The 14660-nt window shown below is 68.6% G+C and carries 13 protein-coding genes; 4 read left to right on the forward strand and 9 right to left on the reverse strand.

Annotation, left to right across the window (positions count from 1 at the left end; genetic code table 11):
- Positions 1-981 carry a zinc-binding alcohol dehydrogenase gene (locus tag CVV72_RS22455; RefSeq protein ID WP_219145679.1) on the reverse strand — a complete coding sequence of 327 codons (981 nt, stop codon included), beginning with the start codon at positions 979-981 and terminating at the stop codon, positions 1-3.
- 60 nt (positions 982-1041) lie between these two features.
- On the opposite strand from CVV72_RS22455, the gene CVV72_RS22460 reads away from it, so the two are divergent.
- Entirely contained in the window at positions 1042-1737 is a 696-nt protein-coding gene (locus tag CVV72_RS22460) for a CDP-alcohol phosphatidyltransferase family protein (RefSeq protein ID WP_219145680.1), read from the forward strand.
- Here the strand turns inward: CVV72_RS22460 and CVV72_RS22465 are convergent, their stop codons facing one another.
- The 4 genes from CVV72_RS22465 to CVV72_RS22480 form a co-directional block, all read right to left on the reverse strand.
- Positions 1738-2100, reverse strand: a complete 363-nt coding sequence (locus CVV72_RS22465) for a tautomerase family protein (protein ID WP_219145681.1) — start codon at positions 2098-2100, stop codon at positions 1738-1740.
- A gap of 1 nt (position 2101) precedes the next feature.
- A complete protein-coding gene (locus CVV72_RS22470) occupies positions 2102-2665 on the reverse strand; it encodes a TetR/AcrR family transcriptional regulator (RefSeq protein ID WP_219145682.1) in 564 nt (187 codons plus the stop codon).
- A 266-nt stretch (positions 2666-2931) separates the two neighbouring features.
- A complete protein-coding gene (locus CVV72_RS22475; RefSeq protein ID WP_219145683.1) occupies positions 2932-3513 on the reverse strand; it encodes a hypothetical protein in 582 nt (193 codons plus the stop codon).
- Positions 3514-3623: 110 nt separating this feature from the next.
- Positions 3624-5945 (reverse strand): EAL domain-containing protein, encoded by a 2322-nt coding sequence (locus tag CVV72_RS22480; RefSeq protein ID WP_255632219.1) that lies wholly within the window; start codon positions 5943-5945, stop codon positions 3624-3626.
- A gap of 389 nt (positions 5946-6334) precedes the next feature.
- On the opposite strand from CVV72_RS22480, the gene CVV72_RS22485 reads away from it, so the two are divergent.
- From CVV72_RS22485 to CVV72_RS22495, 3 genes are all read left to right on the forward strand, one after another.
- Positions 6335-7486: a beta-ketoacyl synthase N-terminal-like domain-containing protein gene (locus CVV72_RS22485; protein WP_219145685.1), complete on the forward strand. Its 1152-nt coding sequence runs from the start codon at positions 6335-6337 to the stop codon at positions 7484-7486.
- 81 nt (positions 7487-7567) lie between these two features.
- Complete coding sequence (locus CVV72_RS22490) at positions 7568-8233, forward strand: DUF998 domain-containing protein (RefSeq protein WP_219145686.1); 666 nt, start codon at positions 7568-7570, stop codon at positions 8231-8233.
- A gap of 55 nt (positions 8234-8288) precedes the next feature.
- Positions 8289-8915 carry an AAA family ATPase gene (locus CVV72_RS22495; RefSeq protein ID WP_219145687.1) on the forward strand — a complete coding sequence of 209 codons (627 nt, stop codon included), beginning with the start codon at positions 8289-8291 and terminating at the stop codon, positions 8913-8915.
- A 134-nt stretch (positions 8916-9049) separates the two neighbouring features.
- Here the strand turns inward: CVV72_RS22495 and CVV72_RS22500 are convergent, their stop codons facing one another.
- The 4 genes from CVV72_RS22500 to CVV72_RS22515 all read right to left on the reverse strand — a co-directional run bounded on the left by CVV72_RS22500 (position 9050) and on the right by CVV72_RS22515 (position 14635).
- Positions 9050-10204 (reverse strand): 4-hydroxybenzoate 3-monooxygenase, encoded by a 1155-nt coding sequence (locus tag CVV72_RS22500; RefSeq protein WP_219145688.1) that lies wholly within the window; start codon positions 10202-10204, stop codon positions 9050-9052.
- Between the two features lie 72 nt (positions 10205-10276).
- The gene (locus tag CVV72_RS22505) at positions 10277-11218 is read right to left on the reverse strand and encodes a DNA polymerase domain-containing protein (RefSeq protein ID WP_219145689.1); all 942 of its coding nucleotides are present in this window, start codon (positions 11216-11218) and stop codon (positions 10277-10279) included.
- A 77-nt stretch (positions 11219-11295) separates the two neighbouring features.
- On the reverse strand, positions 11296-11811 hold the full coding sequence (locus CVV72_RS22510) for a lytic polysaccharide monooxygenase auxiliary activity family 9 protein (protein WP_034317732.1): 516 nt from the start codon (positions 11809-11811) through the stop codon (positions 11296-11298).
- 211 nt (positions 11812-12022) lie between these two features.
- Positions 12023-14635 carry a CHAT domain-containing protein gene (locus CVV72_RS22515; RefSeq protein WP_370641812.1) on the reverse strand — a complete coding sequence of 871 codons (2613 nt, stop codon included), beginning with the start codon at positions 14633-14635 and terminating at the stop codon, positions 12023-12025.
- Positions 14636-14660 lie beyond the last annotated feature (25 nt).

Consider the following 14660-nt stretch of genomic DNA (forward strand, 5'->3'; position numbering starts at 1 on the left):
TTAACGCGTGTCCTCCATCTGATAGCTCACACGGAGGCAGAGCGTTCCTGGTTCATTCGCGGCCAGACGCGGCAAGACGTCCGGTAGTTCACGGAACTGACATTCCCCGCTGACCAGCACTTCGAATCCTGGATCGGCCAGAAGACGCAGGGCGAGCGCCAAGCGGCCGGCGTAGTCCCGGTTCAGGCGGCGGGACGGCGAGACCATGCCGACCTGGCTGGAGCGGATCGCCAGCCGCCGGGAATGGAAGTTCTCGCCGAGCGGGACGCTGACGCGGCGGTCGCCGTACCAGCTCAGCTCGATGACCTCGCCCTCCGGCGCGAGCAACTCCAGCGAGCGCGCGAGCCCCGCCTCGCTCGCGCTGGCGTGCACGACGAGGTCGCAGTCACCCAGAGCGTCTTCCGGTGTCGAGAAGTCGACACCGAGCGCCTGCGCGATCTTCGCGCGCTCCGGGTCGACGTCGATCAGCTGGACCCTGGTCGCCGGGAAACCGGCCAGCAGTTTCGCGACGCTGCTTCCCACCATCCCGGCGCCGACCACGGCGATCCGGTCGCCGAGTTTCGGCGACGCGTCCCAGACGGCGTTGACCGCGGTCTCGATCGTCCCCGCGAGGATCGCGCGCTCCGGCGGGACCTCGCGCGGCACCGGCGTCACGGCCGTCGCCGGGACGACATAGCGCGTCTGGTGTGGGTAGAGACAGAAGACGACTTGCCCGGCCAGGTCTTCGGGACCACGTTCGACCACGCCGACATTGAGGTATCCGTACTTCACGGGCCCTGGGAAGTCGCCCTCCTGGAACGGCGCGCGCATGGCCGAACGTTGACTCGGCGGGACCTCGCCGCGGAAGACGAGCGTCTCGGTGCCCCGGCTCACGCCCGTGTACAGGGTGCGGACCAGTACTTCCCCGTCGCCGACCGGAGGGAGCGAGACCGGCCTGATCTCACCGTCGCCGGAACCACTGAACCAGAAGGCGCGTTCCATCGTGTCCTCTCATGTCGGACCCTGGAAGCGGGGTCACCGCCACCATAACGAGGAGGCCTCGTGATCAACCCCGGAGTTTTCCTGGGGGTCCTCGTCCAGCTGGCGCTGCTGGGGACGCTGGACGCCGTCGCCGGGCTGGGCCTCCTGGGCTGGCTCGCCGGAGCGGCCTACGGCCTCGCCGTGGGCGGATTCCTGACCTACGGCCTCAACCGGAGCACCGCGCGCTCCCTCGGCCCCGCCGACGCCGTCACGCTCGGCCGGTCCGGGCTGGTCGGTTGTGTGACCGCGCTCGTCGTCGACACCGCGGGCCGGGAGATCGTCGCGATGGTCGTCCTCGCGTCGATCGCGCTCGCCCTGGACGCCGTCGACGGCCAGGTCGCGCGCCGTACTGGGACGGCGTCGCCGCTGGGCGCGCGGTTCGACATGGAGGTCGACGCGTATCTGATCCTGATCCTGAGCGTGGTCGTCGCGCAGTCGCTGGGCCCGTGGGTGCTCACGATCGGCGCGATGCGTTACGTCTTCGTCGTGGCGGGCAAGCTGTGGCCGTGGCTGAACACGCCGCTTCCGCCGAGCATGGCGCGCAAGACGGTCGCGGCGGTCCAGGGCATCGTGCTGGTCGTGGCGGCGTCGGCGATCCTGCCGCTCTGGGCCGGTTTCGTGGTCACGCTGGGCGCGCTGGCGCTGCTGACCTGGTCGTTCGGGCGCGACACATGGTGGCTGCTGGAACAGCACGCCTTCACCGCCGCGCCGGCCTGATCACGCGTACTGCGCTTCGCCGTTCCCGATCGACCAGTCGACCGGATTGTTCTCGGTGATCGTGACGAGCACGTTCCGCGGCTCGGTCCCCGCGTACTCCGCGGCGAGCTCCGCGATCCGCCGGTAGAGCGACTTCTTCTGTTCGTCGGTGCGCCCCTGCCGCATGGTGATCGCGACGTACACGACCCCTTCGTCGCGGTGGATCCCCAGGTAGTCGTCGTATTTCAGGGTGCTCCGGCCGTTGAGGACCTGGAAGCGGTCGTCGGCGGGGATGCCGAGCGTCTCGACCATCGCGTCGTGGACCGCGTTGCCGAGGGCTTCGAGCTTGCCGGTCCCGATGGCGTCGATGCGGACGAAGGGCATGTCAGTTCTCCTTGGTGGCGAGCAGGCCGAGTGCGCCGTCGACGGCTTTCGCGAACACGTCCGGGGAGCCGGCGGCGCGAGCGAGGATGTAGCCGCCCTGCAGCGTCGCGACCAGCGCGGTCGCCGTCGTGAGCGGGTCGAGCGCCCGGTCGAGTTCGCCCGCCGAGCGACCCTCCTCGAGCAGTTCGGCGAGGCGGCCGGTGAGCCAGCCGAAGAACTCCTCGACCGGCTTTCGCAGGTCCGCGTCGGCCATCACGTCGGGATCCTGGGCGAGCCTGCCGACCGGGCAGCCCTTGAGCACGGCGCGCTCGCGGCGCAGGTAGACGGTGATGCGCTCGACGGCCGAGCCGGGGCCGGTGAATTCGGCCTCCGCCCTGGCGCGCAGATCGTCGGCACTGCGGCCGATCGCGGCGAGCGCGAGATCGGACTTGCCCTGGAAGTGGTGGTACATGCTGCCCTGGCCGGCGCCGGAGCGCTCCTGGATCGCCTTGGGGCTGGTGCCGACGTAGCCGCGCTCCCACAGGAGTTCGCGCGTGCTCTCGATGAGCCTTTCCCTCTTGTCCACGAGCAGACCGTACATACTAGTAGGTACAGACAGCAAGCCGTGGCGCTTGGGGAGCAAGGGACCTTTGCTACCACTTTCGCGCTTATCCGCAGGTCAGCACCCACACCGCCGCAATTCGTCACCTAATTGCTCCCGCCCCCACCCCATGCCCCCATGCCCCCCAAACCTCACACCCCACGTCCGTGAAGGCCTCCTTGAGGGACCCAGAGTCCCTCAAGGAGGCCTTCACGGACCCACCCAAGCCACCCCGAAGCCACCCCAGAGTCTCAAGACCGCGAGTCCTGCCCGAACCGTTCCCACTCCCGGTCCCAAGCCGCCCGGCGCGCCCGGTTCAGCAGGTGCAGCGCGAGCAGGTACCCAGCCGCCAGCAGCGTCACCGCGGCCAGCCACACCCCCACCCCGACGCCGATCCCCGTACTGGTCGCGTCCATCGGCAGCACCGGCGGCTCGACCACGGCACCGGACTCGTCGAGCCACACGGTCACCGCGTCCCCGGCCGACGCACCGAGCTCGGCGCTCACCACCGCTTCGCCGAACGTCCCCTCCGGCAACGCCCACCGCGCCGCCACCGAAGCCGTCTCCGCGGAGGGCGTCCCATCGACGCCGATACGCGCAGGCGGCGCGTCCTCGAGCAGGAACGCGGTCGTCGAGTGACGCGCGGCCGTCTCGACGGCCGAGCGTTCCATCATGGTCGCGTAGGCCTCCGAGCCGGCCGCCGCGGCCAGCGGTACACCGAGCAGCGCCGTCACGACGCCGCCGACGAGGATCGCCGCCTCGATCCGGTCCGGGATCCGGGCCAGCGGATTCCGGCCGAGATGGATCCGGCGCCACAAGAACACGAGCCACATGACGCGCCTCCTTCACCGACAAGACTGCGCCGGAAGGAACCGGAGCAATAGGAGGCTTTGGTCCCGTCAGCGGCGCTCACCCGGGACCACGTCCGCGATGGCCGCGCGGTTCATCGCACGACGTGTTCGTACGCGCACTTCAGGTCTTCGACCCGGCCCGGCGACGCGACCAGCGGCCCTTTCGCCCAATCGCAGCCGAGTTCGTGCAGGACCTCCAGCTGCCGCACGGTTTCGACTCCCTCGGCGACCACCACGAGGTCGACGGCGTGCGCCATCGCCATGATCCCGGCGACGATCGGCTTGGCGTCGCTCGACCTGCCGAGATCGGCCACGAACGACCGGTCGATTTCGATCACGTTCAAGTCGAGGCGGCACAGCTGGGCGAGCGAGGAGTAGCCGGCGCCGAACCGTTCCGCGGTCACCCGCACCCCGGTCTTCCGCAGCGCGTCGACCGCGTCGGCCGCGTCTTTCAGCGCCGTCTCGTCGACGTCGAGGCTCAGGTCCTGGGGCCCGAGCCCCGCCGCTTCCAGGGTTGTCTGAACCACTTGCAGCAGCGTGGGATCGCCCAGTTGGCGGACCGAAAGACTCACATTCACATTACAGTGCACACCATGATCGGCACGCCATCGAGAGATCTCGCGGGCGGCCTTGGCGAGGACCTCCGCCCCGATGACCGTCAAAAGATCGCCGTCGTCGGAGATCTCGGCCAATTCCGCCGGATCGATCGGTCCGCGCACCGGGTGATCCCAACAGGACTTCGCCTTCACCGCGACCATGTCACCGGTCCGCAAATCGACGACGGGTTGATAAACGGTCTCGACCAGGCCTTCGGCGACGGCGTGGCGCAGATCCTGTTCCAACGCGAAACGGTCTTGTACTCGTTTCCGCATGATCGGCGCATAGAACGCATAACGCCCCGGCCCGAATGTCTTGGCCTGATACATCGCCAAATCGGCGTCTTCCAGCAATTCATCGGCGCTGCGCCGATCGCCCGGTTCGGCGATCACTATTCCAATACTCGTATTTATATGCAGTTCGCGGCCGTGCACGGTGAGCGATTCGGCGAGCCGCCGCTGCAGGTGGTCGGCCAGTGCCCGCACCTCGGCGGCTTCGGTATAACCGGTGGTGATGACCAGGAACTCGTCCCCGCCGAGCCGTCCGACCAGGTCCGAAGGCCCGGCGGCGGTCCGCAGCCGGTCGCCGATGATGCGCAGCACCTGGTCGCCGACGGTATGACCGAGCGAATCGTTGATGATCTTGAACTTGTCGAGGTCGATGAACATCACGGTGGTCGTATGCGCCGGGTCGGCGTTCGTCCGGCGCAGGTGGTCCAGCGCCAGCGTGCGGTTCGCGAGCCTGGTCAGGGGGTCGTGGGTGGCCTCGTAGGCCAGCCGTTCGCTGATCGCCCGCCGCTCGGTGATGTCGGCGAAGGACGTCAGCACGGAGGGCACGCTCTGCCCCGGCGCCATCAGCGGACCGGAGGTCAGCGAAAGCCATCGGTGCGCGCCGTCGCGCCGCCGCACCTGCACGACCCGCCCGGTCTCGACCTTCCCGGACCGCCGCACCCGCGCGGACGGCAGATCGTCGACGGGCACCGGAACGCCCTGCTCGTCGTGCAGCCGCATCGTCCGGCTCTCCAGCCCGACCAGGGAACCCGGCGGCACCCCGGCGATGCGGTGCGCCGCGGAGTTCGCCAGCTCGATCCGTCCGCCGGGGCCGACCAGCAGCACTCCCTCGTCGAGCGTCTCGACGACGGTGGCGAATTCGGCCTCGGCCCGGCGCTGCGCGGTCTCGTCGGCGCACAGCAGCACGTAACCGTCGAACATCTCGGCCGCGGAGACCCGCACCGCCAGCGCCGTGCCGTCGGCGCTGTAATGCGTGGCCTGCACGACACCGCCCGCGGCGACAACCTCCCGCGGGCTCATCGGCGCGCCGACGACCTCGGCCACCGGAACCCCGATGACCTGGTCGAGTTCATGTCCGTAGACGGCCTCGGCCGCCGGGTTCCAGCTCGTCACCAGCCCGTCGGGGGAGGTCGCGATGATCGCGTCGCTCGCGTGCCCGACCAGCGCGGCCTGGAACCGCAGACCGGCCTCGGCCGCCTTCTGCGTGGTCAGGTCGCGCATGATCACCTGGTACGCGGGTTTGCCCTCCCACGTCGTGAGCACCGCCTGCGATTCGACGGTGACGCTTCGGCCCTGAAGGGTCCGCAGCGTCATCTCGGTCGGCTCGCTGAACGAGCCGGGCGAAACCAGCGAGCCGATCCGTGCCAGCAGCGCGTCCTGCGAGCCGGCGTCGACCAGATCCGTGATGTGCATCCCGATGATCTCGGTCGACACGTTCGCGCCCACGAAGCGCATCGTGGCCGAGTTCACGAAGACGACTTTGCCCCGCTGATGGACACAGATCCCGTAAGGGCTCGCCTCCACCATCGTGAGATATTGCGTTCCCAATGCGCCGCCGTCGGAATTTTGCTCCAAAAGGCGGTACCCCTGACCGAGAAAGGCGAGCGCGGGTTCGCCACGCTGATCCCTCTCCGCGGACAACTCGGTCAGCAGACGGACGAGCGACGCGTGTCGGTCGGGTTTTCCCACCGTGCGGGTCGCGGTGCCGTTCGCTGGCGAGGAATCCTGATCCGAGGGCCGGTGGGTGTCGGGGGTCCCACCGTCGAGATCGTCAGGATCCATCTGATCCAAACCCCCTACTCGACTGATGTAGCTTCCGATTAGATCACTAAATCGACGTAGCCGTCCTCCCCGGACAGCTGATCGGTGCGGCCATTCCACCCCAGCGTTGACTGAATGTAGTTGAAGGGAAACACGTGCGGAGCAAAACAGACATCTGCGGCATCGGCGCCGTAACCGCCTACGGCTGGGGGCGCGAATCACTGTGGGAGGGCCTGGCCGGTGGCGTCCCCTGTGCCCAATTCACCGAAGGCTTCGGGGAGACCCCGGATCAGCCGGGATGGGTGGCGCACGTCCCCGAAGGCGGGCGGGCCAGGGACGGCAGCCTGCACGCGCGCGCCCTGCTCGCCGCGGCTCGGGAAGCGATCGAGGACGCCGGCGCGCGGGGCTGGACGCCAGGCCGCCGGGTCGGCGTCATCTCCGGCGGCGTCCGCGAGGACCTGCGCACCTGGGACCGGCTCACCGAGATGGGCGAACAGCTCATGTACCGGCGCGAATTCATCGGCATGATGCCCTCGACGCCGATCGCCACGCTCATGTCGGAGTTCGGTTTCCATGGTCCTTCCATGGCCACGTCCGCCATGTGCGCGACCGGCAGCGCCGCGGTGCTCACCGCGAAGATGTGGCTGGACGCCGGCATGGCCGACGACGTGGTCGTGGTCACCACGGATCTGTCCGCGACCAGGCCGATGGTGCGCAACTTCGTGCACTGCGGGGTGGCGATCACCGACGTGCCGCCGCTCGAAGCGTGCCGTCCTTTCCAAGAGGGCACAAAGGGTTTCACCTTCTCCGAGGCCGCGGTCGCGGTGGTGCTGACCCAGCGGAAGACCGACTCGTACGCGACGTTGCGAGGCGGCGCCATGACCCACGAGGCGCACAACGCGATGGCGCTCGACCCCGATCCGTCGAACGCCATCGCGGCGGTGACCGGCGCGCTGGAGAACGCGAACGCCGCGCCGTCCGACGTCCGCTACCTGAACGCGCACGGGACCGGCACGAAACTCTGTCACCGCACGGAATCCCGGATCCTCGAAGCGGTCTTCCCCAAGGAGACCGAGATCTACTCGATCAAACCGCTGACCGGGCACAGCCAGTCGGGCAGCGCGCTGACCGAGATCGCGGCGATCTGCCTCGCGGCGGAGCGCGACCTCGTCCCGGCGCCGAAACCGGTGGCGGAAGGGCACGCGCAGCTGATGGAGGGGCCGTCCCGGCCGGAAAGCGGGCTCACCGTCAAGACGTCGATCGGGATGGGCGGCTACGTCGCGGCTGTCGTGTTGGAGAACGCCTAGCGAGCAATTCGATAACACACGGTCTCACCGTCGTCACGAGCTGTCATCATGGAGTGACAAGCACTGAGCACGGAGGCGACCATGGGCCCGCGAACGGCGACCGACAACCTCGTCCACAACTACCTGTTCTTGCGGCGTGCCATAGGTTTCCTCGGGATCGGGCTGCCCTTCGTGCTGGTCTTCGGGAAGCTGGTCGTCGACGGCGGCGGCCTGCTCAACTCCATCAGCGGGTACTACTACTCGGGAATGCGGGACGTCTGGGTCGGCGTCATGTGCGCCATCGGCGTCTTCCTGTTGTCCTATCGGGGTTACGGCCGGGTCGACGACATCGCCGGGAACATCGCGGCCGTGGCCGCCGTCGGGGTGGCGCTCTTCCCCACGACTCCGGCGAACGGCGACCGTACGGACGAGATCGCCGGTCTGCTGCACCTCGGCTTCGCCGCGGTCTTCTTCCTCACCTTGGCGTTCTTCTGCATCGTGCTGTTCACCAAGTCGGACAAGGAGATCCCCGGTGCCCGCAAACCCGCCCGGAACCAGCTGTACGTCGCATCCGGCGTGATCATGCTGGTGTGCCTGGCGTTGATCGTGCTCTGCGGGCTGGTCTTCGACGAGCAGACGAAGGATCTCTATCCGGCGCTGTGGCTGGAGTCGGTCGCGATCCTCGCGTTCGGTGTCGCGTGGCTCACCAAGGGCGGGACGCTGCTGCCCGACAAGCCGGTGACGGCGGGGACCCGGGTGACCGCCTGACCTGCGCCGGTCAAGGTAAAGGAACCTTTGCACTCGGCCGGGTCGTTGAGGCCTTATGACCGATCGCATCGCATTCCGCCTCGGCCGCCGCGACCTGCTGGTGGTCGCGGGGATTCCCGGGGCCGGCAAGACCACCCTGCTGTCCCGGGCGGCGACCGGCGACCTCCCGGTGCTCGACTCCGATCAGGTCCGCGCGCGGCTGCGCGCACGGCTGCCGTCCGCGCTGCCGTACCGGTTCTACCGGCCGGTGGTCCACCTGTGGCATCGCGCGCGGGTCGTCCGGTTCGCGCTGGCCGACGGCGGCCCGCTGATCGTGCACGAGCCGTCGACCCGGGCGACGACCCGCGGCCTGCTGGCCCTGCTCGGCCTGGTGAGCCGTCGCCCGGTCCGGCTGCTGTGGCTCGACGTCACCCCGGAGGACGCCCGCGCGGGCCAAGTCGCGCGCGGGCGCGTCATCCGGCGGCACTCGTTCGCCCGCCACGTCAAGAGGGCCGAGAAGCTGCGCGGTGCCCTGCGCGACGGCTGGGTGCCGGCAGGCTGGCACGGCGCGCGGATGGTGACCCGTGAGGTCACCGGGGCGCTGCGATTCGTCTCCGAGGAGGAGCCGGGGAGAGACCGCTCAGGCGACGTCCGGCTCCTTCGCGTCGAGCGGCCCACGACACCCGCCGTCCGCGCCGGCTAACGGTTCCGGCTCGGGTTCGTCGGCGGGCACCGGACGGTTCGGGTGCGGGTTCAGCGGCGTCCAGCGGAGGCGTACCGGCATCGTCGTTCGTCCTTTCCCTCTTCACCGGAATACGGATACGGCGAACGATCGGTTCAGATACCCACGTAGTTCTCGGCGAAGAAGTCCTGATGCGCGCGGGAAGTCCGCAGGCTCTCCAGCCGCGCGTCCCGCAGGGCCCGCTGGAAGACGGCCTCGTCGTCGTATCCGGCGGGGCCGTGCAGCAGATTGATCATCCAGAGGGAGAATTCCTGCGCGCGCCAGATCCGCGGCAGGCATTCGGCGGAATAGCGGTCAAGTGCCGTGGTGTCGCTCTCGGTGTGGGCTTCGATCAACGCGTGCGCGAGGACCTCGGCCTCCATCAACGCGAGATTCGCGCCCTTCGCCGCGGCGGGGCTGATCAGGCTCGCCGCGTCCCCCGCGAGGAACAGGTTCCCCCGCTGGATCGTGTCCATCACCCGCGAGGCCATGTCCACGATCCGGCGCTCGACGATGGGGCCGCGTTTGAGCTCGCCGTAACGGTCGGCCCGCATCCGCACGTGCAGTTCGTCCCAGATCCGGTCGTCTCCCCAGTTCTCCGGATCCTCACCCCGCGGTACTTCGAGATAATAGCGCGTCACCGTCGGCGTCCTGGCCATATGCCCGGCGAATCCTCGTTCGTGGATCGCGTAACCGATCGCGGACATGCTCGGCGGCGCCTCGGCGAGGATCGCGAGCCACGAGATGTCGTGGTCCCGCCGGAACACCCGGGCCGGCACGGATCTCAGCGAGACCCCGCGCCTGCCGTCGCAACCGGCGATGTACTTGGCACGCAAGAGAAGATCGTCGGCGATGACCGTCGCGTCCATCCCCGACACCGAGGTCACCTCGGCCCCGAACCTGATCTCCCCGCCCCGGGCGAGGAATTCCGCGATCAGGTCGGCGACCAGGAACTGCTGCGGATAGACGGTGTGCACCTCACCGTTCCCGAGTTCGCCGTACTTGAGCTCGAATTCGGCCTGATCATGGCGAAAGGCACAGGTGTCGTGCTTCAGGCCTTTCTCGAGCAGCCCCGCGTCGAGCCCGTTCTCGCTGAGCACACGGACACTGTTCGCGGCGAGAAAGCCCGCCCTGGCACGGTTTTCGACATGCTCACGGCTTCGGCGCTCCAGGATCATGCAGTCGATTCCGGCGGCCCGAACCAGGTTTCCCAGCACGAGCCCCGCCGGACCGGCCCCCACGATCACCACGTCGGCATCGATCTTTCCCACGAAAGCCCCCAGTACCTTCGCCCGCCCCCAGTGCGGTCCAAGGTACACAAAACGCCGTGGCGTCGTGGGCGTTCAGTCGTTCCGAGCGCGCGCCCTCGCCCTGCGTTTCCCTTCGTGCATCGCCACGACGCGGGCGATGGGGATCGTGTGCCCTTGCTCGACCAGATCGGCGGGCAGCGTCTGCGGTTCCGGCATCGACTCGGCCCACGGATCCTCGTCGCCGAGGAGACCCGGCGCCGTATGGACGGTGAAATCGGCGGGGACCACGTTTTCGAGCTCGTCCCAGGCCACCGGGAACGACACCGTCAGCCCTGGCCGCAACCGGGGGCTGTACGCCGCCGCGACCGTGTTCCCGCCAGCCCGGGTCGAATCGAGGAACACCTTCCCCTCGCGGTCTTCCACGATGTACGCGGTCGTCGCGATCGCCGCGTCGATCTGCTCCGCACGGGCGGCGAGGGCGCGGGTCGCGGCCGCGACGTCTTCGAAGCCGTGCCCCGGCGTCAGCGGGACGAAGATGTGCACTCCCTTGGAACCGCTGGTCTTCACCGCCCCGGCGAGCCCGGAGTCGGCGAGAGCCTGCCGCACCAGCATCGCGGCCTTCACGACGTGGGCGAAATCGTCCCCCGCCGGCGGATCGAGGTCCAGCACCAGATGGGTGGGCCCCGCATCGACGTCCGCGGTCATCAAGGTCGGGTGGTATTCGACGGCGCGCTGGTTCGCGAACCACAGCAGCGTCCGGCGGTCGTCGCAGAGCGCGTACGACACCTGTCGTTTCGACGTCTCCGCCCACATCCCGTACCGCTTCACCCAGTCAGGCGTGTATTTGGGCAGGTTCTTCTGCATGAACGGGTCCTGGCCGCGAAGGATGCGGATGACCGAAAGCGGCCTGTTCTCCAGAACCGGGAGAACGCGGTCCGCGACGACGTCCAGATAGTCCACCAGGTCGCGTTTGGTCGCACCCTCGAACAACGGCTGGTCGAGGTTGGTCAGCTTGACGCCGTCCCGTTCGCACATGGGACGAGCCTGACACAAAAGCCTCGTGAGTGGTAATGACGGTTAGAACCGTCATTACCACTCACGAGACATGGCACCTAGCTGATGTTGGCGTCGATGCAGGCGTAGAACGCGTTCGCCGTGTCGTAGACGTTCCAGCGGGCGAGGATCTTGTGGCGCCCGCTCTGCTGCAGGTTCACGCTGTGGGTGACCGTGGCACCCGGCTGCGCGCCGCCGTCGTTGAAGCTGGCGACCTTGGCGCCGTCGACGAAGTACTCCCAAGTGCTGGTGCGGTGGCGAGCCGTCAGCGTCCACCGGAACGTGGTGGTACGGCCGAGGGAATGCACCTTCCAGCCCTTGCTGTCGTCGTTGAGGTCGGCGAAACGGCCGACGCCGCCGTTACAGCTCATGAGCCCCTTGGGACCCTCGACGCTTTGCGGCTCCCATTTGATCGAGCCGCAGGAAACGGTGTTCTGCGCGCACTGCGCCTGCCTGCTCGCAGGCGAGGAGACGTAACCGTGCGCGTTGGCGGTGCCTGCCGGGATCGCGACCAGGGCCGCCGGCACCATCGCCGCACCGGCCGCCAGGGTCAAAAGCCGTCGTTTGAAGCTCATGCCTACCCCTTTCCCATCTCTACACCCACCGCGGACTCGAGATTTCTGGGTCACAGCGAGCGAAATACCAATGAAGGTCGGGACACATCCGCCGAAACGCCGAGCGAGCGAATGTGGTCTAGACCATAATTGGTTCAGACGACTCGGTCAAGAGTAACCAACCGGGCACTTGGAGTCGTGAAGATCGAACAGGGGTTGTCAAGCCGGACGTTCAGCCCGCACCCAAACAGACGAACGGTCGCCGGAACGGATCAACGGCGATGGTGTCCGCCAAGGCCGTCGCCGGTCCGGCCCCTTCGGCGAGTCCGCGGTGGTAATCGTCCATCGCGGCCGCCGCGGCCTCGTCACCGACTCGGCTCAACGGCGCGATCACCGTCCGCGAACCGCTCGCGAGCAACGCGCTGGCGAAACCGAGGACCTCGTCGCCGGGCCGGATCCGGTTCAGCGCCAGTTCACAGGCCGCGAAGACGACTTGCGCCGGAGGCTGCGCGAGCCCGGCCATCTCGTGCGCGTAGAGCGCGCCGTCGGCGAGTTCCAGCCGGGAGAACAAGGCGTTCTCGGGTTCGTGCGCGCCGTGGGCGGCGATGTGCGCGAGCTTCGCGCCGTCCAACGCGCGCAAGACGGCGGACACGGTCGCGTCGGCCCCGGCGAGCGTATGCGCGGCCAGGTAATGCGTGGCGAGTTTGTCCAGCTCACCTCTGGTTCCGACGAGACCGGGCCCGCGGACGAGGACGACCTTCCGCGCACGGGGTATCGCCGCGCGCTCCGCGCCCAGCCACGCCGTCGCCGACGGAGCCACGACGATCGGCCGCGCCCGCAGCGCCGGCAGCACTCCCCAAGGAACGGCGAACAACGGGCCGGTCGGCACGACGACCAGGCCGCGGTCCCCGAGCAGTGCTTCGAGCGGCCGGACCAGCTGGCCGTCCAGCCGTTCCGCCTGTTTGCGCGCCGAAGCGAGCACCGCCTGCACCAGCGGAGCCGGCAACCGATCCGGGGCGAGGGCGTCGAGATCGACGTTCAGCATCCGCGCGGCCTCTGCCGCCCGCTCGGCCGAACCGAGCCGTACCAGTTCGCATCGTCCGCCGACGACGACCATCGCCACCAGGTCGTCCCCCGACGACGCGAAACTCACCAGCGCGCGTTCGCCCAGCCCCTCGGCCACCTCGGCGAGCCGCGCGACCGGCCGCGGCCTGCCCCAGCGGCCCGTATGCCACCCGAGCCGATGAGCCTCGCGCAACCGCTCGGCGTGCTTGGACCGCAACGCCGCCGTCGGATGCCCGTCGTGCTGCGCTTGGTGGATCGCCTGATCGAGCCCCCGGACCTCACCGACCCGCTCGGCGAGCTCCGGATCGGCCGCCACCACAGGTTCGTACCGGTAACTCTGGGCGCGAGTCCGCTCCGTCCAGCCGAACAACCGGGCCGCGTCGGCGCGCTCCAGCACGATCTTGACGGCCAGATCCGCCAGCTCCCTGCCGTGCAACGCCGTCCCGGACACCAGCTCGATACCGCCCATCCGATCGCGCACGCGGTCGAGTTCGGTCAGCCCGGCCCGGATCTCGGCCAGCGCCCTGGTCTTGTCGCCTTCGGCCACCGCGAGTTCCGCGCGGCAAAGCCTGCGCAACATCCGGTAATCGACGGAGGTCAGCCGCCCCGGCCGCGGAATCCGTTCGAGCAACTCGGCGGCGCGCTGGCGTTTTCCCTTGCGCAGTTCGACCCGGACGGCCAGCATCCGCGCCAGCGCCGCCTGATCGGCGAGGCGCGGCATCGGCATCCCGTTCGCCGCACGGAGCGCGCGTGACGTCAAGGTCGGCGGGATCACGTTGGTGCGCAAGGCTTCCTGCACGTCGGCGCGGAGACCGACGATGGTCGCGTTGGCGACGCAGGTCTGGCAGCCCCACCGCAGCATCCTGCGGCGTGCGGACGCGGCATACGAGCGGGCGAGTTCGAGATCGTCGCTCATCAGCGCGGCGGAAGCCCTATACAGCTCCACATCGGCGAGATCACGGCTGATGCTCCGTTGCGTGCGCATCGTCGGCAGCACCTCGTCGAGGTGTCCTCCGGCTTCTTCGGCGAGCCCCGCCGTCAGCAGTGCTTGGGCTTGCGCGAGCCGCAGGAGCGGATGCACCTCGATATCCAGTGATCGGTAGATTCGTTCGCTTTCCTCGAACATCTTCAATGCGGCCGGGACATTGCCGACGCGCAGCTCGAGCGACCCGAGCGGTCGCCTGGCGTCCGCCGCCTGTGAGCGCATCCGATGCCGCTCTGCCAATTCCATGGCCTGCGTGAGGTCCGACCGGGCCCGGCGGACGTCGCCAAGCCGCGTGTAGGCAAGGCCTCGGGTGACCAGCGTGCCGAGATAAGGATCGAGCAACGGAACCGGATCCGCCGCGGCGTCGAGAACCGTCTGCCGAAACCTGAGAGAGGAATCGAAATAGGCGATGCTGTCTTCGTTCCGGCCTGCCGCCATCAGCAGCAAGGCGAAGTTGTGGTCAAGCCTGCCGGAGAGATCGGCTCGCAACAGCGGATCGGATACGGCGGGGAGCAGCAGCCGGATGTCATCGAGCCCGGCTAGCCCGGCGGAGACCGCCCCGCTGGTCTCGGTGCCGATCGTGGCGATGGTCGAGGCGAGCCTGATGCGAACCGTCAGCCATTCGTCACGGTTCTTCGCCGACACGGGGTGGACGGACTCGAGCACACTCATTCCCCGCCGGAGCAGCTGAAGGGCCTCGCGCTGATGCGCCGAGCAGCCCGCCTCCACACCCGCCAGGTGCAGTTCACGGGCCTTGCGAATGCCCTCGAGTTCGTCGAGCGAAGTTACAGCCACTGGACAATGACAGCACACTCCGTAG

The sequence above is a fragment of the Amycolatopsis sp. TNS106 genome, from assembly GCF_019330265.1.
GTDB lineage: Bacteria > Actinomycetota > Actinomycetes > Mycobacteriales > Pseudonocardiaceae > Amycolatopsis > Amycolatopsis lurida.

Bases quoted from the DNA above. Each gene is read 5' to 3' on its own strand.
- CVV72_RS22465 (WP_219145681.1), bottom strand. From the start codon at position 2,100: ATGCCCTTCGTCCGCATCGACGCCATCGGGACCGGCAAGCTCGAAGCC.
- CVV72_RS22455 (WP_219145679.1), bottom strand. From the start codon at position 981: ATGGAACGCGCCTTCTGGTTCAGTGGTTCCGGCGACGGTGAGATCAGG.
- CVV72_RS22475 (WP_219145683.1), bottom strand. From the start codon at position 3,513: ATGTGGCTCGTGTTCTTGTGGCGCCGGATCCATCTCGGCCGGAATCCG.
- CVV72_RS22505 (WP_219145689.1), bottom strand. From the start codon at position 11,218: ATGTGCGAACGGGACGGCGTCAAGCTGACCAACCTCGACCAGCCGTTG.
- CVV72_RS22510 (WP_034317732.1), bottom strand. From the start codon at position 11,811: ATGAGCTTCAAACGACGGCTTTTGACCCTGGCGGCCGGTGCGGCGATG.
- CVV72_RS22480 (WP_255632219.1), bottom strand. From the start codon at position 5,945: ATGGTGGAGGCGAGCCCTTACGGGATCTGTGTCCATCAGCGGGGCAAA.
- CVV72_RS22495 (WP_219145687.1), top strand. From the start codon at position 8,289: ATGACCGATCGCATCGCATTCCGCCTCGGCCGCCGCGACCTGCTGGTG.
- CVV72_RS22490 (WP_219145686.1), top strand. From the start codon at position 7,568: ATGGGCCCGCGAACGGCGACCGACAACCTCGTCCACAACTACCTGTTC.